This window comes from Micromonospora sp. CA-244673 (assembly GCF_050948395.1).
GTDB lineage: Bacteria > Actinomycetota > Actinomycetes > Mycobacteriales > Micromonosporaceae > Micromonospora.
This window is the reverse complement of the sequence record NZ_CP192019.1, coordinates 3,957,972-3,979,637: the sequence shown is the minus strand read 5'-3', so window position 1 is coordinate 3,979,637 and position 21,666 is coordinate 3,957,972. Positions and strand designations below refer to the sequence as shown.

At 74.5% G+C, this 21,666-nt stretch carries 17 protein-coding genes; 13 read left to right on the top strand and 4 right to left on the bottom strand.

Features of this window, described 5'->3' with window-relative positions:
* Nucleotides 1-20: 20 nt before the first annotated feature.
* The 4 genes from ACQP12_RS18620 to ACQP12_RS18605 form a co-directional block, all read right to left on the bottom strand.
* Nucleotides 21-3,215 (bottom strand): penicillin acylase family protein, encoded by a 3,195-nt coding sequence (locus ACQP12_RS18620; RefSeq protein WP_433280506.1) that lies wholly within the window; start codon nucleotides 3,213-3,215, stop codon nucleotides 21-23.
* 197 nt (nucleotides 3,216-3,412) lie between these two features.
* Nucleotides 3,413-4,498 carry an endonuclease/exonuclease/phosphatase family protein gene (locus ACQP12_RS18615; protein WP_433280504.1) on the bottom strand — a complete coding sequence of 362 codons (1,086 nt, stop codon included), beginning with the start codon at nucleotides 4,496-4,498 and terminating at the stop codon, nucleotides 3,413-3,415.
* A 96-nt stretch (nucleotides 4,499-4,594) separates the two neighbouring features.
* Entirely contained in the window at nucleotides 4,595-5,008 is a 414-nt protein-coding gene (locus ACQP12_RS18610; RefSeq protein ID WP_357946976.1) for a VOC family protein, read from the bottom strand.
* 142 nt (nucleotides 5,009-5,150) lie between these two features.
* On the bottom strand, nucleotides 5,151-6,284 hold the full coding sequence (locus ACQP12_RS18605) for a peptidoglycan recognition protein family protein (protein WP_357946979.1): 1,134 nt from the start codon (nucleotides 6,282-6,284) through the stop codon (nucleotides 5,151-5,153).
* A gap of 222 nt (nucleotides 6,285-6,506) precedes the next feature.
* Between ACQP12_RS18605 and ACQP12_RS18600 the strand changes: the two genes are divergently transcribed.
* The 13 genes from ACQP12_RS18600 (at nucleotide 6,507) to ACQP12_RS18540 (ending at nucleotide 21,518) form a co-directional block, all read left to right on the top strand.
* Nucleotides 6,507-6,953 (top strand): thioredoxin family protein, encoded by a 447-nt coding sequence (locus tag ACQP12_RS18600; RefSeq protein WP_357946982.1) that lies wholly within the window; start codon nucleotides 6,507-6,509, stop codon nucleotides 6,951-6,953.
* A gap of 114 nt (nucleotides 6,954-7,067) precedes the next feature.
* Nucleotides 7,068-7,508 (top strand): DUF4395 domain-containing protein, encoded by a 441-nt coding sequence (locus tag ACQP12_RS18595; RefSeq protein WP_433280501.1) that lies wholly within the window; start codon nucleotides 7,068-7,070, stop codon nucleotides 7,506-7,508.
* 185 nt (nucleotides 7,509-7,693) lie between these two features.
* Nucleotides 7,694-8,785 (top strand): LacI family DNA-binding transcriptional regulator, encoded by a 1,092-nt coding sequence (locus ACQP12_RS18590; protein WP_433280499.1) that lies wholly within the window; start codon nucleotides 7,694-7,696, stop codon nucleotides 8,783-8,785.
* On the top strand, nucleotides 8,782-9,714 hold the full coding sequence (locus ACQP12_RS18585; protein ID WP_357946990.1) for a carbohydrate ABC transporter permease: 933 nt from the start codon (nucleotides 8,782-8,784) through the stop codon (nucleotides 9,712-9,714). Before ACQP12_RS18590 ends, ACQP12_RS18585 begins: the two co-directional genes overlap by 4 nt.
* A gap of 1 nt (nucleotide 9,715) precedes the next feature.
* Nucleotides 9,716-10,555, top strand: a complete 840-nt coding sequence (locus ACQP12_RS18580) for a carbohydrate ABC transporter permease (protein ID WP_433280496.1) — start codon at nucleotides 9,716-9,718, stop codon at nucleotides 10,553-10,555.
* A 41-nt stretch (nucleotides 10,556-10,596) separates the two neighbouring features.
* A complete protein-coding gene (locus tag ACQP12_RS18575; protein WP_357946993.1) occupies nucleotides 10,597-11,892 on the top strand; it encodes an ABC transporter substrate-binding protein in 1,296 nt (431 codons plus the stop codon).
* A gap of 2 nt (nucleotides 11,893-11,894) precedes the next feature.
* Nucleotides 11,895-13,028 (top strand): ADP-ribosylglycohydrolase family protein, encoded by a 1,134-nt coding sequence (locus tag ACQP12_RS18570; RefSeq protein ID WP_433280494.1) that lies wholly within the window; start codon nucleotides 11,895-11,897, stop codon nucleotides 13,026-13,028.
* A complete protein-coding gene (locus ACQP12_RS18565; protein WP_433280492.1) occupies nucleotides 13,025-14,428 on the top strand; it encodes an ADP-ribosylglycohydrolase family protein in 1,404 nt (467 codons plus the stop codon). Before ACQP12_RS18570 ends, ACQP12_RS18565 begins: the two co-directional genes overlap by 4 nt.
* 20 nt (nucleotides 14,429-14,448) lie before the next feature.
* Entirely contained in the window at nucleotides 14,449-15,414 is a 966-nt protein-coding gene (locus ACQP12_RS18560) for a PfkB family carbohydrate kinase (protein ID WP_433289328.1), read from the top strand.
* Nucleotides 15,411-17,360, top strand: a complete 1,950-nt coding sequence (locus ACQP12_RS18555) for an SUMF1/EgtB/PvdO family nonheme iron enzyme (protein ID WP_433280490.1) — start codon at nucleotides 15,411-15,413, stop codon at nucleotides 17,358-17,360. The genes ACQP12_RS18560 and ACQP12_RS18555 overlap by 4 nt, the downstream gene beginning before the upstream one ends.
* Nucleotides 17,357-19,507 (top strand): alpha/beta hydrolase-fold protein, encoded by a 2,151-nt coding sequence (locus ACQP12_RS18550; RefSeq protein ID WP_433280488.1) that lies wholly within the window; start codon nucleotides 17,357-17,359, stop codon nucleotides 19,505-19,507. Before ACQP12_RS18555 ends, ACQP12_RS18550 begins: the two co-directional genes overlap by 4 nt.
* On the top strand, nucleotides 19,504-20,697 hold the full coding sequence (locus tag ACQP12_RS18545) for a CaiB/BaiF CoA transferase family protein (RefSeq protein WP_433280486.1): 1,194 nt from the start codon (nucleotides 19,504-19,506) through the stop codon (nucleotides 20,695-20,697). The genes ACQP12_RS18550 and ACQP12_RS18545 overlap by 4 nt, the downstream gene beginning before the upstream one ends.
* Entirely contained in the window at nucleotides 20,697-21,518 is an 822-nt protein-coding gene (locus tag ACQP12_RS18540) for an HpcH/HpaI aldolase/citrate lyase family protein (protein WP_433280484.1), read from the top strand. Before ACQP12_RS18545 ends, ACQP12_RS18540 begins: the two co-directional genes overlap by 1 nt.
* The last annotated feature ends 148 nt before the right edge of the window (nucleotides 21,519-21,666 follow it).

Sequence of the window (21,666 nt, the reverse complement as noted above, 5' to 3'; positions counted from 1 at the left end):
CGCCGGCCGGCCGGCCGGTGTCACCGACCGTAGACCTCGAACTCGTAGAGCGAGAAGCCGTACGAGGTGGCCCGCTTGACCCCGTACATCCGCACGTAGCGGGCGCTGACCGGGGCGAGGGTGACGTTGTCCGTCCCGCCGTTGCCGGCCGTGGTGCTGAACACCGGCTGCCAGGCGCTGCCGTCCGCGGAGACCTCGATCCGGTACGCGCTGCCGTACGCGGCCTCCCAGCGCAGCACCACCCGGCCCACGGTGCGGGCCGAGCCGAGGTCGACCCGGATCCACTGGTTGTCGTTGTAGCTGCTGGCCCAGCGGCTGCCCAGGCTGCCGTCGACCGCCTTGTCCGGGGTGTGGCTGGTGAGGAACTGGGTGCTCGACGCGGTCGCTGCGCGCCCCTGGGCCAGGTTGGTGACGTCGTCGCCGCGGCGCGCCGGGAACGAGACGACCTGCTGGTAGGTGGGGCGGTTCTGCCAGGCGATCAGCGGGTGGGTGATGCCGCCGAGCCCGGACTGGGCGATGGCGTCGGCGCACCACTGGTCGCCCGCCCCGCACGACTTGTCGCCCGGGTAGACCGTGGTGGCCGGCGCCGCGGCCGCCTGCGCGAGGGTGTCGAGCAGGCTCTGCCGGCAGGCGCCGAGGTTGCCGTTGCCGCAGTACGGCCGGCCCAGCCCACCGGCCACCGGGTCGCCGAGCACGGTGCGGATGTCCTTGTCGACGTAACCCCACCAGCCGTACTGGAAGGAGGAGCCCTTGTGCGGCTGGCCCGCAAGGGCCCAGACGGCGCTGCCGTCACGGCCGCCGTTCTGGCCGCCGGACGGCGCCTCGTTGACCTCGATGGCGTCCACCAGCGCGGCGTACAGGTCCGGGCCGAGGCCGGGCCGGAACTCCGCGGCGGCCAGCAGCGGCCACCAGGCGTCGAAGATCCGGATGGCGTCGGCGTGCTGGTAGACCTTGGATCCGGGGGCGGTCTCCACCCGGCGGGCGCCGGCCTGCTGCCAGGCCCGCAGCTTGGCCACCGCGTCGGCCAGCGCCGGGTCGGTGACCGGCGCGCTGCCGAGCACCCGGAGCAGGTCGCCGAGGACCTGCTGGCCCCGCAGATCGGTGACCGCGGCGTCGGCCATGATCCGCACGACGTCGGCCCGGCCCAGCTTGCGCTGGGCGATCGCGGCGCGCACCGGGCCGTCCAGGAGTTGCGCCCGGTGCACCGCTCCGAAGCTGAAGTTGCCGTCGGCGGCGCCGAAGTCCCGGGCCTGCTTGTTGTTCCAGCTGACGTAGTAGTCCTGGTTCACCGACTGCGGGTGGGCGGCGGTCGGGGTGTAGGTGGCCGTGTTGGTGTCCGGGTTCCAGCCGACCCACTCGTTGGCCGCCTCGGCGCGGGTGGGCAGGTTGGGGTCGGCCGTGGACGGCCGGACCGGGTTGGCTCCGGAGTTGAAGTAGGCGGCCTCGGTCGAGTTGACGTAGAACCAGTTGAACGCGTAGCCGACGTTCGCGGCGGACTGCTGGAACGCGGCCGCCGAGCCCATCGCGGCCGGGTCGTTGTACGCCTGGAAGCCGATCGCCGAGTCGGCCTCGTGGCGGTAGGTCGAGCGCAGCTTCGTGAACGCGGTCGGCTGCCCGTTCACCAGCCCCCGGTAGGCGACGAGCCCGTAGCGGGTACGCAGGGCGCGCAGCGTGTACGAGCCGGCCGGCGTGGAGTCGGCCAGCGTCGGCGACCACGAGTTGCGGTGTTCGATGACCTCCATGGCCACGCACTGCCCGTGCCACAGGTAGCGGGTCGACGCGAGCGTCGGGGCGCTGCCGTCGGTGGTGCACAGCGGCACCGCGTACGTGTCGGTCAGGTCCTGGGCGGCGGAGGTGGCGCTCCACGCGTAGTCCTGGCCCCGGCCGAGCAGCACGTACAGGTTCAGCCCGGCGAAGGCGGCGCCGCGGGCGCTGACCCCCGGCCCCTGCAGTTCCTGGAGCATGAGCAGTTGCGGCGCGAAGTAGCCGGTCTGCGGGCCGAACACGGCGATCGGGTTGCCGGTGGTGGTGTGCCGGCCGGAGACCACCACGGCGTTGGACATCCCGTGGGACCGCAGCCCGGCGAGGCTGCTGAGCAGGCCCTCCGTGCTGGCGCTGCCGCCGCCGGCCCGGGCGGTGGTCGCCCCACCGGTCGGGTCGTAGGCGAGCGGCTCGGCCACGACGCTGCCGGCGTCGGGGAGCACCGCACCGGTCGCGCCCGGCGGGGTGGCGCCGTACGGGAAGCTCTGCCCGTCGTGGAGGGTCAGCACGGTCTCCGGGTCGTTCTGGGACCGGAACGCCTGCCAGACCCGGTCGCCCTCGGTGGCGCCGTACTTCGCCCGGGCGGCCACCCGGACCAGGGCGGACTGGATCTCGGAGCCGCCGCCCCCGCCGAACAGCCCGCCGATGACGCCGGCCGTGGCGATCAGGTCGGTCATGGTGAAGTGCGTCGGCTTGCCGGCGCCGGCCAGGACGTACTCGCCGGGGTAGTTGTCGTCGGCGATGGACTTGTCGACGTAGGCGTTGACACCGGCGATGTAGTCGATGACGTCGTCGTAGAGCTGCTGGCCCCGGGCGCCCTTCTGGCGCAGCGCGTCGACCTGGGCCTGCAGGTCCGCCTCGGTGTAGGGCGAGTTGGCCCAGATGCTCTGCTCCAGCTCGCGGTTGCCGGGAGCGCCGCCGGCGAAGGAGGTGAGCGTGCCCCGGCCGGCGTGCCGCAGCAGGTCCATCACCCAGAGCCGGTCCTGGGCCCCGGCGTAGCCGGCGCCGAACATGGTGCCCGAGCGGGTGGTGCCGGTGACGTGCGGGACGCCGGTCGCCTTGTCGCGCACGATGGTGACGTCGGCGCGGGGCCGCACGGTGCTCTCGACCTGCCCGTCGGGCACGCCGAAGGAGGCGTCGTTGTAGAACTGCGCGATCTGCTCGTCGGTGAGCCCGGCGTAGCCGTAGACCAGGTTCGCGTACTCGTCGAGCTGGTCGCTGGAGTGCGCGGGGCGGGTGCCGAGCGCCTGGTGGGCGAGGATCGCGGCGAGGGTGGCGTTGCCGTTCTCGCCGGGCGGCAGGATGTCGGCGCACTGGCCGAGGCAGTAGTCGCCGGGGGCGAAGGTGGTGGCGGCGAGCGCCGGTGACGGTGGGACGACCGTCAGGGCGCTCGCCGCCGCGGTGAGGGTCGCGACCAGGGCCGCGAGCCGGGCACGGGTGGTGGGACGGGGCATGGCGGATCCTCCGGGATGTGCGGAGTCGGGCCGGGGCTGCGCCCGGCTACCGCTTGCCGACGTCTCGCCCTCCGTGCCCGGGCGTCACACCCGGAGGTGAGAGTGACTCATGTCTACCTCCGGGTAATGATTGATGGCGTTCCATGCCTCGGGATAGGTGCCGTTCACCAGGCGCGAATGCCGACGTTTCGGATCAACTACGGCAGGGCGAGCACGGCCTGGTGTCCCAGGTGGTCGGACGGCCACCGGCCGGAGGGGGTCTGCCGCTCGGTGCCGAAGACCTCGCTGGACACCGGCACCACCGTGCCGCGGATCAGCACCATGTCGATCCGGTGCTCGACGTCGTCGGCCGGCTCGGTCAGGTCGTCGCCCAGGCCGGAGGTATTGCCGGGATCGCCCGGGTGCAGGATCGGCCAGGTGTCGACCATCCCGCCGGCGACCAGGGCGAGGTACGCCAGCCGGTTGTTCGGGTCGGGCAGGTCCGGCCCGCTGTTCAGGTCACCGAGGAGGATCAGCCGGCCGGGCACGCTCAGCGGGCCGCGCAGCAGCTCCTGGGCCTGCAGCAGGCGGACACCGGGGTGGAACGCCTCCAGGTGGGTGTTGACGAACCGGAAGGCGCGGTTGCCCAGCGTGGCGTCCACGGCCGTCCAGCCGCGGGTGCTCGTGGCCGTGCCGCCGGTGGCGGCGAGGGGGAAGACCAGGTTGTTGACGAAGTTGCCCGACGAGGTGGCGTTCACCTTGATCCGGCCGCCGTGCCGCACCAGGATCACGTCCCGCATGGTGAGGCGGACGTCCCGCAGGTGCGGCGCCCCGGCCGGGGCTTCCAGGTCCGCCTCGTCCCGCACCACGACGACGTCGTACCGGTGGCCGGACCCGGCCAGCTGCGCCATCAGCAGGGCCAGGTAGTCGTAGCGGACCTCGGTGGCCGGGGCCGGGTCGCCGAGCGGCCCGGTGCGCCAGAGGGCCACCTCCTGGAGGCCGACCAGGTCGGGCTTGCGCTCCCGGATCTCGTCGGCGATCAGGGCCGCCCGGGCCGGGAAGTCGACCAGGTCCACGTGGCTCAGCAGGGCGGCGTTCGCGGCCAGGAACGCCGGCAGGGTCGGCGCCCCGATCGACGGCGTGAGATCGCCGCCCAGGTAGAGGTTGCGGGTCAGCACCGAGACCTTGGGCCCGGCTTCCGCGTGTGCGGGCGGGGCGACGAGGCCCAGGCCGGCCACCGCGAGGGCGGCCGCGGTGGCCAGCCTGGCGAGGCGTCGGAGGTGTGCGCGAAGGCTGCCGTCCATGACTGTCGTCCTTCCCGGCGGGATCCTTGATCGGCGTACGCTAACGCCGGTCACGCCACCGTGGACACCGCCGTTCGGGCCACCTCAGCCCGGCGGTCAGGCCTGGGGCTGACCGATGTCCACCATCCAGGACATGCCGAACCGGTCCACGCACATGCCGAACTCGTCGCCCCACATCTGCTTCTCCAGCGGCATGGTGACGGTGCCGCCCTCGGCGAGCTGCTCCCACCAGCGGCGCAGGTCGTCCGCGTCGTCGCCGCTCAGGCTGATCGCCATGTTGGTGCCCGGGGTGGATTCCATCCCGGGCGGTGTGTCCGAGGCCATCAGCGTGAAACCGCTGGGCGTCTCCAGTTGCGCGTGCATGATCCGGTCGGCCAACTGCGGGTCCGGGTTGCCGAACTCGCCGAAGGTGTTCATCCGCAGGTCGCCGCCGAACACCCGCTGGTAGTACTCCATCGCCTCTCGGGCGTTGTCCCGGAAGCTCAGGTACGGATTCAGTCTGGACGTCATCGTCTCGCCTCCTCGGTGTTGTGACCTGGGCATCGTCGCAGAGGGACGGGCCGCGGCCTACGAGGCGCGACGGGCGAGTGTGGACGGCAACGGTGGGGGTGGCGCCGTTGCCACCCCCACCGTCTTCCCCGCCGGTGCGCCGTCAGTTCTTCTGGAACGACTGACGCACCACACCCCCCACCAGGGCGCACCAGGTGGTGGTGCTGACCTTGCCGTTCGGCGCCAGTCCGTGCAGGCGCTGAAGGTCCTGGAGGGCCTTCTTGGTCGGGTGGTCGTACACGCCGGTGACCGTCACGTCGGCGTAGCCCTTGAGGTTGAGCATGAACTGCACGGCCTGCACCGGGATGCCGGTGGCGTCCTTGTCCAGCTCGGGCGCGAGGGTCTCCCACGTCGGGGCCGTGAGGGTGGCGTCGATGTCGACCGGGATGCCGTTGCGCGCCTGCCAGTCCGCCACGGCCGCCACGGTGGCGGCGTCGAACACGCCGGTGACCGGGACGGTGTAGCCGCGGAAGGTGAGCAGGTACTGCGCCACCTGCACCACCGGGCCGCCCACGAAGCGCCAGATGTCCGGCCAGCGGCGGGCCGGCACGTCGGCCAGGTGGGTGCCGAGCTTGCGGAAGACCCGGCGGCGCAGGGCCGGGAACTCCCGGTAGAACATCGCGCCCGGGCACTGCGTCGCCCGGAAGTCCCAGTGGCCGAAGATGTCGTGCGCGTGCAGGCCGTACTGCCGGCAGATGGCGGTGCAGAGTTTCACCAGCGAGTCGAACAGCTCCTCGGGCGGCGTCTCGGTGACGTAGGTGCCCTCGTTCTCGATGCCGATGGCCCGGCCGTTCTCGCCGGGGCAGTGCGCCGAGATCATTTGCCGGTCGCCGGCCTGCAGGCGCTCCAGGCTGCCGTGCCGTCCCTCCAGGACGTGGCCGCCCCGGCTGACCGTGAAGTGCTGGCCGGTGTCCGACCAGCGGTTGGTGTCCATGTGCAGGTCCTGGCAGTCGCGGGCGAGCTGCTTGGCGTGTTCCTCGGAGTAGTCCGTGCTGTTCGGGAACGCCATGTGGTGCACGATGATCTTGTTGGTCGCGATCGCGCTGATCGACAGCGGGTCCGCCGGCGGGCGGGCGCCCCACTCGTCGCAGCTGATGATCCAGTCGAGGTCCGCGCCCGGCGCGGCCTGCGCGGCGGCGGGGAGGGCGAGTTCGCTCCCGACGACCGCCACCGCGGCGGCGCCGAGGCCGGCCCGCAGCAGGGTACGACGGTCCAGCTCGGGGTGGTCGAAGTGCATGGCATCTCCTCAATGGCCCGACGGGTGTGCGGGCATGTAAAGGAACTCCAACTGCTGCGCGCGAAGTGGAGAATATTGCCAGAATCGGCCGGCGCGCCAGAGGACAAATGCGACTATCGCTGATCGCGGGACCTGCTCTCCTACCGCGGGAGTAGGCGATGTCACGTCCGGTGGCTGGGACGGCGGGCCCTCCGCCGCCGGTCGCCGTGGCAGCCTGGAGCCGTGCAGCCACCCCGCCTGACCGGTGTCCTGGTGCTCGTCGCGGTGCTCGCGACCGCCGCCGCCTTCGGCTGGTGGCGACGCCGCCGCGACGGCCGGCTGCGGGCCGTGTCCCCGGCCGGCCACGCGCCGCACCGGGCCGCGCTGGCCGCTCTCGGGGTCCGCCCCGGCGTGGTCACGCTGGTCCAGTTCTCCGCCCCGGTCTGCGCGCCCTGCCGGGCCGCCCGCCGGGTGCTCGAGGACGTCGCGGCGCGGCTCGACGGCGTCACCCTGCTGGAGGTGGGCGTCGAGGAGCACCTCGACCGGGCCCGCGAGCTGGACGTCTGGCGTACCCCGACGGTGCTGCTGGTGGACGGCGGCGGCCGGATCGTCCGGCGGGCCGCGGGCGTCCCGGACCGGGCGGACCTGCTCGCCGCGCTCGCGCCGCTCACCGCCGGGGCGGGGGCGTGACCGGGGTCCGGCTGATCCGGCGGCGGGTCGTGGACCACGGGCGGCTCGCGGCGAGCCTCTGTGCGCCGGTCGCCACCGCCTGACCGACCCCCACGCCACCGAACGGAAGCCCTCATGCTGCTCGACCCTCGCGGGCCGCGGTTCGCCGCCGCCGTCACCACCGTCGTCCTCGCCGTCGCCCTGGTCACCGGCTCCGGCTGGCTCGTCCTGGCCCAGGCCGTCGTCTTCGCGCTGACCGCCGTCCACCCGCGGACCGGCCCGTACGGCCTGCTCTTCCGCGCCCTGGTCGCGCCCCGGCTGGCCCCGCCGGCCGAGCTGGAGCCGGCCGCCCCGGTCCGGTTCGCCCAGCTCGTCGGCCTCGCCTTCGCCACGGCCGGCGCGATCGGCTGGCTGGCCGGCGTGCCGCTGCTCGGGCTGGTGGCCACCGCGGCGGCGCTCGCCGCGGCGTTCCTCAACGCGGCGTTCGGGCTCTGCCTCGGCTGCGAGGCCTACCTGGCGATCCGCCGCCTCACCGGCCGCCCGCTCGCCGCCCGCACCCCGGCAGCCCGACGCTGACTTGCCGCCATCTCGCCGAGCTGGCGGGGTCGGGGCCCGCGGGATGCCGCCACTTCGGCGAGCTGAAGTGGAACTAGCTAGGCCAGCACTGTTGGAAACGTTTTCGTAACGAGCCCTTGACCTCGTCGTTCCGTTGGGCGCAGACTCCCGGAAACGTTTACAGCAAGCAGCTGGAGGTGCGGGGCGTGGGTCGTAAACGTTTACAGGAGTCGGCCGACGGCCGGCCCACCGTCCACACCGTCGCCGCCCGCGCCGGTGTCTCCATCGCCTCCGCCTCGCGCGTGCTCAACGGCGTCGGCGGCAGCCCGGAGACCATCCGCAAGGTGCGCGAGGCCGCGGCCGAGGTCGGGTACGTGCCCAACGCCATCGCCCGCTCCCTCCAGTCGCAGCGCACCGGCCTCGTGGCGCTCGCCGTCGAGGACATCGGCAACCCGGTGTACGTCGAGATGATGCGGGCCATCGAGTCCGTGGTCGCCGCCTCCGGGCGGCAGCTCCTGGTGCACGCCACCGGCGGGCGGATCGACAACGAGACCGCGCTGCTGCGCCGGCTGGCGCACCGCTACGTCGACGGGATGATCGTCTCGCCGATCCGGGTCACCGACGACCACCTCGCCGCGCTGGTCGACAGCCCGGTGCCGGTGGTCGTGGTCGGGCAGCTCGCCGCCGACGCGCCCGTCGACAACGTCCGCACCGACTCGCGTACCGGCGTGGGGTTGGCCGTCGACCACCTGGTCGCCGCCGGGCGGCGGCGGATCGGCTTCGTCAACGGCCCGCTCGACACCGTGCCGGGCACGGCCCGCGACGCCGGCTTCCGGGCCGCCCTCGCCCGGCACGGCATCGCGCTCGACGAGCGCCTCGTCGAGGTCGGCGACTTCCGGTACGCGGCCGGCCGGGCCGCCACCGAACGCCTCCTCGCCCGGGCCGCCCCCGACGCGCTGGTCTGCGCCAACGACCTGATCGCCGTCGGCGCGCTGCACGCCCTGCTCGCCGCCGGCCGGCGCGTCCCCGACGACGTGGCGCTGGTCGGGATGGACGACACCGAGCTGGCCCGGATGATGTTCCCGCAGCTCTCCAGCGTCTCCCTCGGCTCGGCCGAGCGCGGTCGCCGCGCCGCCGAACTGCTGCTCCAGCGGATCGCCGACCCAGCCCTGCCGCCGCGCCGCGAGCAGGTCGCCCCCAGCCTCGCCGTGCGCGCCTCCAGCGCAACGGCACCGCTGTTCGTTCCCGCGCCGGCCGAGCCGGCGCCCGCGCCGCGTACCCCGGAGGTGACGGCATGACCACGGTGGCCGAACGGCCCGACGTCGCCCGCGCCGACGGGCCCCGCAAGGCCCGGTCCCGCTCCGACCGGCTCGGCATCTACCTGCTGCTGCTCCCGTCCCTGCTGCCCATCGTGGTGCTGTCGGTCTTCCCGCTGGTGCGGGGCATCTACCTCGGCTTCACCGACGCCCGGGCGGGCCGCAACGTCGAGATCAGCTTCACCGGGCTGGCCAACTACCGCGAACTGCTCGGCGACGAGCTGTTCTGGAACTCGTTCAAGATCGGCCTGCTCTGGGCGGTCGGGGTGACCGTGCTCCAGTTCGTGCTCGCCCTGGGCCTGGCGCTGCTGCTCAACCAGCAACTGCGCTTCCGCGGGCTGGCCCGGGTGCTGGCCGTGGTGCCCTGGGCGATGCCCCCGGTGGTGGTCGGCATCCTGTGGAAGCTGGTCTACCACCCGGACGCCGGGCTGCTGAACGAGTTCTTCCACCGCGTCGGCGCGGACGGGCTGCGCACCAACTGGCTCGGCGACTTCAGCACCGCTCTACCCGCGGTCATCCTCGTCGGCGTGTGGGCCGGCATGCCGCAGACCACCGTGGTGCTCCTCGCCGGGTTGCAGGGCGTGCCACGCGAGCTGCACGAGGCGGCCGCCGTGGACGGCGCGAGCACCTGGCATCGGTTCCGCAACGTCACCCTGCCCGCCATCGCGCCCGTCGTCGTGGCGATCACCTCGCTGGACTTCATCTGGAACTTCAACTCGTTCGGCCTGGTCTACGTGCTCACCGCGGGCGGGCCGGGCGGCAAGACCATGCTGCCGATGCTCTTCGCCTACGAGGAGGCGTTCCGCTACGGCAACTACGGCTACGCCGCCGCCCTCGGCAACGTCATGGTCGTGATCATCGTCGCGCTGCTCGCGGTCTACCTGCGGCGCCGACTCCGGGAGGCGAACTGACATGTTCGGAAAGCCGAGCCGCACCGGGCGGACCCTCCAGTACGTCGCGCTGACCGGCTACCTGGTCTTCCTCGGGTTCCCGCTGGTCTGGCTGCTCTCCACCGCGTTCAAGCCGCCGCGCGAGCTGGTGCGGCTGCACCCCACGCTCATCCCGAGCAACCCCACCGTGCAGAACTTCGTGCAGGCCTTCACCGAGCAGCAGCTCGGCCGGGCCGCGCTGAACAGCCTCCAGGTGTCGCTCGCCTCGGCGCTGCTCACCGTGCTGGTCGCGCTGCCCGCCTCGTACGCCCTCGCGCGGTTCCGGACCAGGCTCGGCACCGTCGCGCTGGGCTGGGTGCTGCTGTCGCAGCTCTTCCCGTTCGTGCTGCTGATCATCCCGATCTTCCTGATCCTGCGGCAGGTCGGGCTGGCCAACACCCACGCCGGGCTGGTGCTGATCTACGTGGTCTGGGCGCTGCCGTTCGCCCTGTGGATGCTCCAGGGCTTCGTCCGCAACATCCCGCGCGAGCTGGAGGAGGCGGCCAGCGTCGACGGCGCCAGCCGGCTCCAGGTGCTGCGCCGGGTGGTCTTCCCGCTGCTCGCGCCCGGCATCGTGGCGACCGCGCTGTTCTCCTTCATCTCCGCCTGGAACGAGTTCTTCTTCGCGCTGGTGCTGGTCAAGACACCCGAGCTGGCGACCCTGCCGGTCGCCCTGGCCCGGTTCGTCGGCATCGAGGGCACCGCCCGCCTGGGCCCCCTGGCGGCCGGTTCACTGCTGGCCACCCTGCCGAGCCTGATCTTCTTCGCGGTCATGCAACGCCGCCTCTCGTCCGGGTCGCTCGCCGGCGCGGTCAAGGGCTGACCACCACATCCCCCACACCCATCACCAAGGAGGAATCCCCCATGCTCCGTAGCAGGTTCCGTCGACTCGCCGCGGCCGCCGCGGTCGCGGTCGTCGGGCTCGGCGCCCTCACCGCGTGCGGTGACGGCGGCGGTGAGGACGAGAACTCGTCCGGCCCGGTCAAGCTGCGCTTCCTCAGCCTCGCGTGGCAGAAGGAGTCGCTGCAGGCCAACAAGGACCTGGTCGCCAAGTGGAATGCCGAGCACCCGGACATCCAGGTCGAGTACGTCCAGGGCGACTGGAACTCCATCCACGACCAGCTCGTCACCTCGTTCGAGGGCGGCGACGTGGCCGACGTCGTGCACTACGAGGCCTCGGCGATCGGCGAGTTCAGCAAGCAGGGCTACCTGACCGACGTCTCCAAGCTGCTCAGCGACGACTTCAAGGGCCAGATCGACCCGGGCGTCTGGGACACCGCCACCTTCGACGGCAAGGTCACCGGCGTGCCGTTCCTGCTGGAGTCGCAGGTCGTCATCGCCAACAAGAAGCTCCTCGACGCCGCCGGGATCGCCGTCCCGCCCGCCGACGGCGGCTGGACCTGGGACGAGTTCCAGGCCAACGCCCAGAAGCTCACCAAGCCCGGCCAGTACGGCGCCGCGTGGGCGCTCAAGTCGCCCACCAACCGGGTGCTGAACCTGGCGCTCAACTACGACGGCAAGTTCTTCTACAGCGACGGCGGCAAGACCGAGGTCAAGGTCGGCGACGCGGAGAAGGAGGTGCCGAAGCGGATCCACGACATGCTCTACACCAGCAAGTCGGCCTCCCCGGAGGCGCTGGGCATGAGCGGCGCGGACACCCTGCCCGGCTTCTTCGGCGGCAAGTACGCCATGCTCCCCGGCTCGGTCTCGCTGCGCCAGCAGATGGTCGAGCAGGCCCCGGCCGGCTTCGAGTGGGTGACCCTCCCGCCGATCAAGGGCCTCTCCGCCAAGCAGGCGGCCAACCCGCAGACCCTGTCCATCGCCGAGGACAGCAAGCACAAGAAGCAGGCCGCGCAGTTCCTGGAGTGGTTCCTGAACCCGACCAACATGGCCGCCCTGGCCAAGGGTGACTGGCTGGTGCCCACCGGCAAGCAGGCCAACCAGGAGCTGGTCAAGCTCACGAACGGCAAGCAGGGCTGGGACGTCGCCGCGGACAGCGCCGCCGACCTGACCGTCGCCCCGTTCCAGAAGGCCGACGGCTACCCGGAGTGGAAGACCAAGTACGCCACCCCGGCCCTCCAGCAGTACTTCGCCAACAAGATCACCCTGGACCAGCTCGGCACGCAGCTGGTCGACGGTGGCAAGCAGGTTCTGAGGTAACCATGTCACTCTTGCTCGACACGTCGGTCGGTTGCCTGGTCGGCGCCGCCGTGGGCGACGCCCTCGGCGGGGCCACCGAGACGGCACTCCCGGAGCAGATCCGCGCCCGCTTCGGCGGCTGGGTCGAGGGGATCGTCCCCCCGTACCACGCCGACTGGGCCACCGCGCGGCCACTCGCGCCGTACCACAAGGGCGACGGGCACATCACCGACGACACGTTGATGACCCACGCCCTGGTCCGGGCGTACGCGGCCAAGCGGGACCACCTCGACGCCTACGACGTGGTGGAACTGCTCGTACCCGACCTGATCGAGCGGGTGGTGTACATCCCGGACCTGGAGCGGGAGGGGGTGACCTTCCACCGCCTGGCCGCGGCCGAGCGGTGGTTGGTCACCCGCCTGCACCACGCCCACGCCGACCCGCGCGAGGCGGGCGTCGGCAACATCGTCAACTGCGGCGCCGCCATGTACATGGCGCCGGTCGGCATCGTCAACGCCGGCGACCCGGCGGGGGCGTACGCCGAGGCCGTGGAGATCGCCGGGGCGCACCAGCACAGCTACGGCCGGGAGGCCGCCGCGGTCTTCGCCGCCGCGGTCGCCGCCGCCGCGACCCCCGGCGCGGGCGTCGACGACGTCGTGGCCGCCGCCCTCGACCTGGCCCGCGACGGCACCCGCGCCGCCATCGACGCGGTGGTCAAGGAGGCCCGCGGGCACGACGACTGGAAGGCCGCCATCCCGGCACTGCGTGCCGCGGTGGCCCCCTACGACACGGTGGGGGAGGAATATCGCAGCCCGGGCCTGGGCGCCCGCCGCCCGAGCCGGCTGCACGCCATCGAGGAACTGCCGGTGGCGCTGGGCATGCTCGTCGTGGCCGGCGGCGACTACCGGGCGGCCGTGCTCGGCTCCGTCAACTACGGCCGGGACGCCGACTCCACCGCCACCATGGCCGGCGCCATCGCCGGTGCGCTCGGCGGCGCCGCGGCCGTGCCGGCCGAGTGGTCGGACGTCGTCGCGACCGCGTCCCGCACCGACCTGGTCGAGCCCGCGAGGGTCCTCGCCGGGGTCGCCACCGAGGTGTTCGACCGCGACCGGGAGCGCTTCGCCCGGCGCACCGAGCGGTTCGGCGGGCTGGCATGAGCGCTGCCGGCGCGGCGGCCGCCGGCCGGCCGAGGGGGACGGCCGGCGGCCTGCGGCTGACCTGGGTGCAGCCGGAGGACCTGCTGCCGCACGAACTGGCCGCGAGCCGCGACGAGGGCCGTGACGTCACCGCCCTGGCCGACCGCTGGGCGGCGGCCGGCGGCGACGTCACGGCCCCGGTCAGCGGCGCCTCGCCGGTGCCGGCCCCGCCGGCGTTGCGGGCCCTCGCCGTCGACCTGCTCGACGCCGCCGACGCGCTGCCCGGCCCGGAGGCGACCGACGAGCCCGACGACCTCGACGGGGTCCGCAAGACCTGGCCGGGCGCCTGGGACCTGCCGACCACCGTCGAGCGGGACCGGCTGCACGGCGGCTGGCTCGGCCGGGCGGCCGGCTGCCTGCTCGGCAAGCCGGTGGAGAAGATCCCCCGCCACGGGATCCGGGAGATCCTCACCGCCACCGGCCGGTGGCCGCTGCGCGACTGGTTCACCGCGCAGGGGCTGCCGGCCGACGTGGCCGCCCGCTGGCCGTGGAACCGGCGCAGCGCACCGACCAGCCTCGCCGAGAACATCGCCGGCATGCCCGAGGACGACGACCTCAACTTCCCGCTGCTGGCGCTGCGCGTCCTGGAGACCCACGGACCCGGCTTCACGAGCGCCGACGTGGCCCAGGCCTGGCTGGACTGGCTGCCCGCCGGGCGGGTCTTCACCGCCGAGCGGGTCGCCTACCGCAACCTGCTGCTCGGCCTCACCCCGCCGGACACCGCCCGCCGGCACAACCCGTTCCGGGAGTGGATCGGCGCGCAGATCCGCACCGACGTGTACGGCTGGACCAACCCGGGCCGCCCCGACCGGGCCGCCGAGGCCGCCTGGCGGGACGCGGCCGTCAGCCACGTCCGGGCCGGGGCGTACGGGGCGATCTGGGTGGCCGCCCTGGCCGCGGCCGCGCCGGTGGCCGGTGACGTCGACGCGGTGCTGGACGCCGGCGAGTCGGTGCTGCCCCCGGGCAGCCGGTTCACCGCCGCCGTCCGCGAGGCGCGCGCCCTCGGCGCCGCCGGTGACGACTGGGAGAGCATCGTGGACACCCTCTACGCGCGGCACGGCCACCTGCACTGGGTGCACGTCCGCAACAACGCCGCCCTGGTCGCGGCGGCCCTCGCGTACGGGCGGGGCGACCTGGAACGGTCCATCTGCGCGGTGGTCGCCGGCGGCTGGGACACCGACTCCAACGGCGCCACCGTCGGCGCGGTCACCGGGGCGCTGACCGGCGCCGCCCGGCTGCCGGGGCGCTGGGTGGCGCCGCTGCGCAACCGGCTGGCCAGCAGCATCGCCGGCTTCGACGGCATCGGCTTCGACGAGTTGGCCGACCGTACCCTCGCCCTGGCCCACCGGGGTGCGGCGTGAGCGCGAGGAGTGAGCCGGGCCTGCGAGCCCCGCAGTCGCGAACAGAGCCGACCCGGAGCGCCCGGGTGGTCGTGGTCGGCAGCGCCAACCTGGACCTCGTGGTCACCGCGCCGCAGCTGCCCCGCCCCGGCGAGACCGTGCTCGGCGACGACTTCCGGATGGTGCCCGGCGGGAAGGGCGCCAACCAGGCGGTCGCCGCCGCCCGGGCCGGCGCCGACTGCGCCTTCGTGGGTGCGATCGGCGGCGACGGGTTCGGCGGTCTGCTGCGGGACAACCTGGCCTCCGCCGGCGTCGACGTGGCCGCCCTGCGCACCGTCGACGGGCCGTCCGGGGTCGCGCTCATCGCCGTCGACCACGCCGCGGAGAACTGCATCGTGGTCGCACCCGGCGCGAACGGCGCGCTGACCCTCGACGACGCCGACCGCGACGCGGTGGCGGCGGCCGGCGTGCTGCTGCTGCAACTGGAGGTGCCCCTCGCGGAGGTCACCCGGGCCGCCGGCTGGGCCCGCGCCGGCGGCGCCGCCGTGGTGCTCAACGCCGCCCCGGCCCGGCCGCTGCCCGCCGAACTGCTCGACCTCGTCGACGTGCTGGTGGTCAACGAGCACGAGGCCGCCGTCGTCGCCGGGGAGTTCACCGACGAGCCGGCGGCGCTGCTCGACACGCTGGTCGGCCTCGTGCCCCGGGTGGTGCTCACCCTCGGCGCGCGCGGGGCCGCCTACGCCGACCGGGACGGCGCCCGGATCGAGGTGCCGGCCCCGAAGGTCGACGCGGTGGACACCACGGCCGCCGGTGACGCGTTCACCGGCGCGCTCGCGGTCGCCCTGGCCGAACGCGGCGGGCTCACCGGGGACACCGCCACGGCCGTGCTGCGCTGGGCGTGCGCCGCCGGCGCGGCCTGCGCCGAGCGGCCCGGCGCGTCCACCGCCCTGCCCGAGCGGGCCGCCATCGACGCGCTCGCCGCCGCCACCTACGGAGAGGTCCAGTGAGTTTCAACCCGTACGTGCCGCGGCCGATCGACCGGCCCACCGAGGTCCCGCTCGGCGGGCACGCCGACCTGACCACCCTGGACGAGGCGAAGATCTTCGCCGCTCCCGACGACCCCACCGACTGGCCCGCCTGGCGCGAGCAGCTCACCCGGTGGCGGGCCGACGCCCGCGCCCGGCTCGGCTACACGGGCGCGCACTACGACGAGATCGCCGGGGACTGCTTCAGCGTCTGCCTCGCCTGGCTCTGGGACGAGACACTGTACGACCACGACCGCGGGGAGTTCACCGTCGAGGCGTTCCTCGACGCGGCGCGGCGCGACTTCGGCGGCTTCGACGGGGTGGTGCTCTGGCACGCGTACCCGGTGATCGGCCTGGACGAGCGCAACCAGTTCGACTGGTACCGCGACGTGCCGGAGCTGCCCGAGGTGGTCCGCGCGTTCCAGGCCGCCGGGGTCCGGGTGTTCGTCGACTACAACCCGTGGGACACCGGCACGCGGCGGGAGCCCGGCGCCGACGCGGAGGAGGTGGCCGCGCTGGCCGACCGGCTCGGCGTCGACGGCGTCTTCCTGGACACCCTCAAGGAGGGCGCGGGCGAGCTGCGCAAGGCCCTCGACGCGGTCCGTCCCGGCCTGGTCCTGGAGGGGGAGAGCCGGGTGCCGCTGGCCCGGATCGAAGACCACGCCATGTCCTGGGCGCAGTGGTTCGCCGACTCCGACACCCCCGGCGTGCTGCGGGCCAAGTGGTTCGAACGCCGGCACGTCCTGCACCACACCCGCCGCTGGCACCGCGACCACCTCGACGAGCTGCACTCCGCCTGGCTCAACGGCTGCGGCGTGCTGGTCTGGGAGAGCGTCTTCGGCGTCTGGGTCGGCTGGAACGAGCGGGACCGGGCCGTGCTGCGGGCCATGCGCCGGGTGCAGGCCAGCCACACCGCGTGGCTGCGCGCCGCGGACTGGGTGCCGCTCGCCGACCACCCCGGCGCCGGCCAGGTGTACGCGTCCCGCTGGACCCACGACGACCAGCCGCTCTGGACGGTGGTCAACCGGGGCGCCGACCACGACGGCCCCTGGCTGCTCACCGACGCCCGGCCGGGCCGCTTCGTCGACCTGGTCACCGGCGCCGAGCTGACCGTCACCGAACAGGAGGACGGCCGGGTCGCCGTCGGCGGGACGCTGCCCGCCGGGGCGATCGCCGCCGTGGTCGCCACCGAGACGCCGGTGCCCCGGCACGAGCCGCCGACCGGGGACCCGTCGTTCCCGGCCCGCGCCGCCGTGCGCGCCCGCACCCCGTGGTCGCCCCTCGCGGCCCTGCCCGACGGCATGGTCACCGTCCCCGGCGACCGGCACGAGCTGACCGTGCGTCACCGGGTCCGGGAGACCGGCCTCTACGGCGAAGCCCCGTACGTCGACGAGTGGAAGCCGCTGCCGCCGCGCCTGCACCACACCGGCACGCTGCGCCGGCAGGTCCGGCTCGGCCGCTTCGCCATCGACACCCACGAGGTCACCCACGGCCAGTACGCCCGCTTCCTCGCCGCCACCGGCTACCGGCCGGTCCGGCCCGAGCGGTTCACCGCCGGGCAGGGGCCCGCCGACGCCCCGGTCACCGGGGTCGACCTCGCCGACGCCCGGGCGTACGCCGACTGGGCCGGGCTGCGGCTGCCCACCGAGGACGAGTGGCAGGTGGCCGCCCAGGCGGGCCTGCTGGCCCGGTGGGAACCCCTCGTCTGGAACCTCACCGAGAGCGAGCACTCCGACGGGCGTACCCGGTTCGTCATCCTCAAGGGCGGCTGCGCCTACCGGGCGGAGGGCTCCGACTGGTATCTCGACGGCGGCCCGCAGCCGCCGGACGTGTCCGTGAAGCTGCTGCTCACCGGCGCCGGCCTGACCCGCTCCACCTCGATCGGCTTCCGCTGCGCCGCCGACCTGCCTCAAGGAGCCCTCGGATGAGAAGAGCCTGGCGCCCCGGCGCCGCCCTCGTCGCCCTGCTGACCGCCGTCGGGCTCGCCGGCCTCGCGCCGGAGACCGCCGTCGCCGGCAAGGAGCGGTCCGGCACCCTCACCACCGCCGCCGCCCCCTCGGCGGCCCTCGGCGCCGACATCGACTACACCGTCTACCTGCCGCACGGCTACGCCGACGCGGCGAACGCCGGCACCCGCTACCCGGTGCTGTACCTGCTGCACGGGCGCGGCGACACCATGCAGGCGTGGACCCGGGTGAAGAGCGACCTGGACCGGCTCATCGCCGACGGCGAGGTGCCGCCGGTGATCGCCGTGCTGCCCGACGCGCCATGGAGCGGGCGCGGCAACTGGTACGTCGACTCCGCGTACACCGGCGCCGACCGCCCCGGCCGGCCGGTGGAGACCGCGCTCACCCGCGACCTCGTGGCCCACGTCGACGCCACCTACCGCACCGCCGCGCACCGCGACGCCCGGCTGGTCGGCGGCTACTCGATGGGCGGCGCCGGCGCACTGCGCTACGCGCTCGCCCACCAGGACCTGTTCGCCAACGCGCTGGTGCTCAGCCCCGCCGTCTACCGGCCGCTGCCGCCGGCCGACTCCTCGGCCCGCGAGTACGGCGCGTTCGGCGACGGCGACCAGCCCTTCTCGGGCGAGGTGTACGAGCGGCTGAACTACCCGGCCCTGCTGCCCGGGCTCGACCCGGAGTCGCCGGTGCGGATGTTCATCGCCGTGGGCGACGACGAGTGGGCCAACCCCGACCCGGCCGACGCCGCGCACGACCTCGACTACGAGGCCGCGACCCTCTACAACACCGTCCGCCGCGCCGACGGCGTCGCCGCCGAGTTCCGCGTCCTCGACGGCGGGCACGACTGGGACGTCTGGCGGCCCGCGTTCGTCGACGGCCTGAAGCACCTGGCCGCCACGCTCAGCGTCACCCCGCCGGCCGGGCTGCCCGCCCCGCTGCACGGCACCGCCGGCGCCGACTGGGCCGGCGGGGTCGCCGCCCACGCCGACGGCGACGTCACCCTCGGCTACGCGGCCTCCGGGGCCGTCGCCGGCCAGCCGTACGCCGGTGGCCTCGACGCCGTGGTCACCCGGCTCGCCGCCGACCGGCGTACGGTCCGCTGGACCAGCCAGTTCGGCACCTCCGCCAACGACCGGCTCTACGGCACCGTGCCGCTGCCCGACGGCGGCGTGCTCACCGCCGGGTACACCCGCGGCGACCTCGACGGCCGGCACCCGGGTAGCCCCGCCGACGACGCGTTCGTGGCGAAGCTGACCGCCACCGGGCAGCGGGCCTGGCTCACCCAGGCCGGCGATCCCGCCAAGGCCGACCGGTTCTACGCGATCGCCGCCGCCCCCGACGGCGGGGCCTACGTCGCCGGCTACACCAGCGGCGCGTTCGGCGGGACCAGCGCCGGCGACAAGGACGCCGTGCTCGCCCGGATCGCCCCCGACGGCACCCTCGCCTGGACCCGGCAGTTCGGCGGCCCCGGCGAGGACAAGGCGTACGCCGTCGCGGCCGACGCGAACGGCGTCTACGTGGCCGGCGGCACGTCCGGCGCGCTGCCCGGTCCGACAGCGCTCGGCGGCGCCGACGGCTGGCTCGCCCGGTTCACCCCGGACGGCACGCGCGACTGGCTCACCGTGGCCGGCGGCACGGGCGACGACCTGCTCGGCGGCGTCACCGTCACCGGCGCCGGCCAGGTCGTGGCCACCGGCGCCACGGCCGGCGACGTGCTCACCGTGGCGTACACCGCGAAGGGCGCGCAGCGCTGGCGGACCGTCACCGGCGGCCGCGGCGCGGACGCCGGCACCGACGTGCTGGCCCTCGCCGACGGCACCGTCGCGGTGGTCGGCTTCACCGGCAGCGCCCTCGGCGTGCCGGCCGGCGGCGCGGACGTGCTCACGCTGCGCCTCGACGCCAAGGGCCGGCAGGTCGCCGTCGCCCAGTACGGCACGGCCCGCGACGACGCGGCCGACCCGTTCGGCGAGGAGAACGTCTACGCCACCGTCGGGCCCGACGGCCGGCTGCTGGTCAGCGGCCGCACCGCCGGCACACCCGCGGGCGGCGCCGCGCTCGGCAACGGGGACGTGTTCCTCGCCGCCGTCGACCCGGTGAAGGGGACGCCATGACCACGACCGCACCGCTGCACGGCGTCAAGGTCGTCGACCTGGCCACCCTCTTCGCCGGCCCGCTGGCCGCCGCGTTCCTCGGCGACTTCGGCGCCGACGTGGTCAAGGTGGAGCATCCCGCCAAGCCGGACCCGTCCCGGGGGCACGGCCCCGCGAAGGACGGCGTCGGCCTGTGGTGGAAGGTGCTCGGCCGCAACAAGCGGACCGTCACGCTCAACCTCTCCGACCCGCAGGGCGCCGATCTGCTGCGCCGGCTGCTCGCCGACGCCGACGTGCTGGTGGAGAACTTCCGCCCCGGCACCCTGGAACGCTGGGGTCTCGGCCCGGACGAGCTGCACGCGGTCAACCCGCGGCTGGTCATCGCCCGGATCAGCGGCTTCGGGCAGATCGGCCCGTACGCGCCCCGGCCCGGGTTCGGCACCCTCGCCGAGGCGATGAGCGGGTTCGCCGCGGCCACCGGGGAACCCGACGGGCCGCCCACGCTGCCCCCGTTCGGGCTGGCCGACTCGGTCACCGCGCTCGCCGCCGCGTACGCGGTCATGCTGGCCCTGCGCGGCCGCGACCTGACCGGCCGGGGCCAGGTGGTCGACCTGGCCATCATCGAGCCGATCATGGCGATGCTCGGCCCGCAGATCACCTGGTACGACCAGCTCGGCTACGTGCAGCCCCGGCTGGGCAACCGGTCCAACAACAACGCCCCGCGCAACACCTACCGCTGCGCCGACGGGCGGTGGGTGGCCGTGTCCACCAGCGCGCAGAGCATCGCCGAGCGGGTGGTCCGGCTCGTCGGCCGCCCGGAACTGGTCGACGAGCCGTGGTTCGCCACCGGCAGCGGCCGGGCCGCGCACGCCGACGAACTCGACGCGGCGGTCGGCGCGTGGGTGGCGAAGCGGGACCGCGACGAGGTGGTGGCCGCGTTCGAGGCGGCCCAGGCCGCCGTCGCCCCCGTCTACGACGTGCGGGACATCCTCGCCGACCCGCAGTACGCGGCGCTCGGCACCGTCGTCACCGTCCCCGACCAGGAACTGGGCGAGGTGCGGATGCAGAACGTGCCGTTCCGGATGTCGGAGAGCCCGGGGGAGATCCGGCACGCCGGCCGCCGCCACGGTCAGGACACCGACACGGTGTTCGGCGCGCTGGGCCTGACCGGCGACGAGCTGGCCGCGCTGCGCGAGCGCGGGGTGATCTGATGCTGCTCACCTGGCTCTACGTGCCCGGCGACCGGCCCGACCGGTTCGCCAAGGCGGTCGCCGCCGGGGCCGACGCGGTCATCCTCGACCTGGAGGACGCCGTCGTCGCCGGCCGCAAGGCGTACGCCCGGGACGCCGTCGCCGAGTTCCTCGCCGACCCGCAGCCGCTGCCCGTGCAGGTGCGGGTCAACGAGCTGACCGGCCCGGACGTCGACGCCGACCTGACCGCCGTCGCCGGCCGGCCGGGGCTGGCCGGGCTGCGCCTGCCCAAGGTGGAGTCACCGGCGACCGTGGCCGCGGTGGCCGCCCGGGTCGACGCCCCGTTGCACCCGCTGGTCGAGTCGGCCGTCGGGCTGGAGTCCGCGTACGCCATCGCGGCCGCCCACCCGGCGGTGGCCTCGCTCGGGCTCGGCGAGGCCGACCTGCGCTCCGACCTGGGCGTCGCCGACGACGACGGCCTGCTCTGGGCCCGCGGCCGGATCGTGGTGGCGGCCCGCGCGGCCGGCCTGCCGCCGCCGGCCATGTCGGTGTACGCCGACGTGGCCGACCTCGACGGCCTGGCCGCCTCCTGCGCGGCCGGCCGGCGGCTCGGCTTCCTCGGCCGGGCCGCCATCCACCCGCGCCAACTGCCGGTGATCGCTGCCGCGTTCCGCCCCGCCGACCGCGAGGTGGACCGGGCCCGGGAACTCCTCGACGCGGTCGCCGACGCGCAGCTGCGCGACTCCGGCACCGTGGTGCTGCCCGACGGACGGTTCGCCGACCGCGCCATGGTGGCCGCCGCCCGCCGCGTGATCGACCTGGCCGCCCGCTACGCCGCCTGACCCCGCAGTCCTCCGCCGCCCGCTACGCCGCCTGAACCCGCAGTCCTCCGCCGATCGGTACGCGGCCCGGCCCTTCGCCGCCCGCTACCCGCACTGGCCCGCCGTGCTCCGCGGTCCGCACGATCGCCGGATGCCGGGCCGGCGCGGA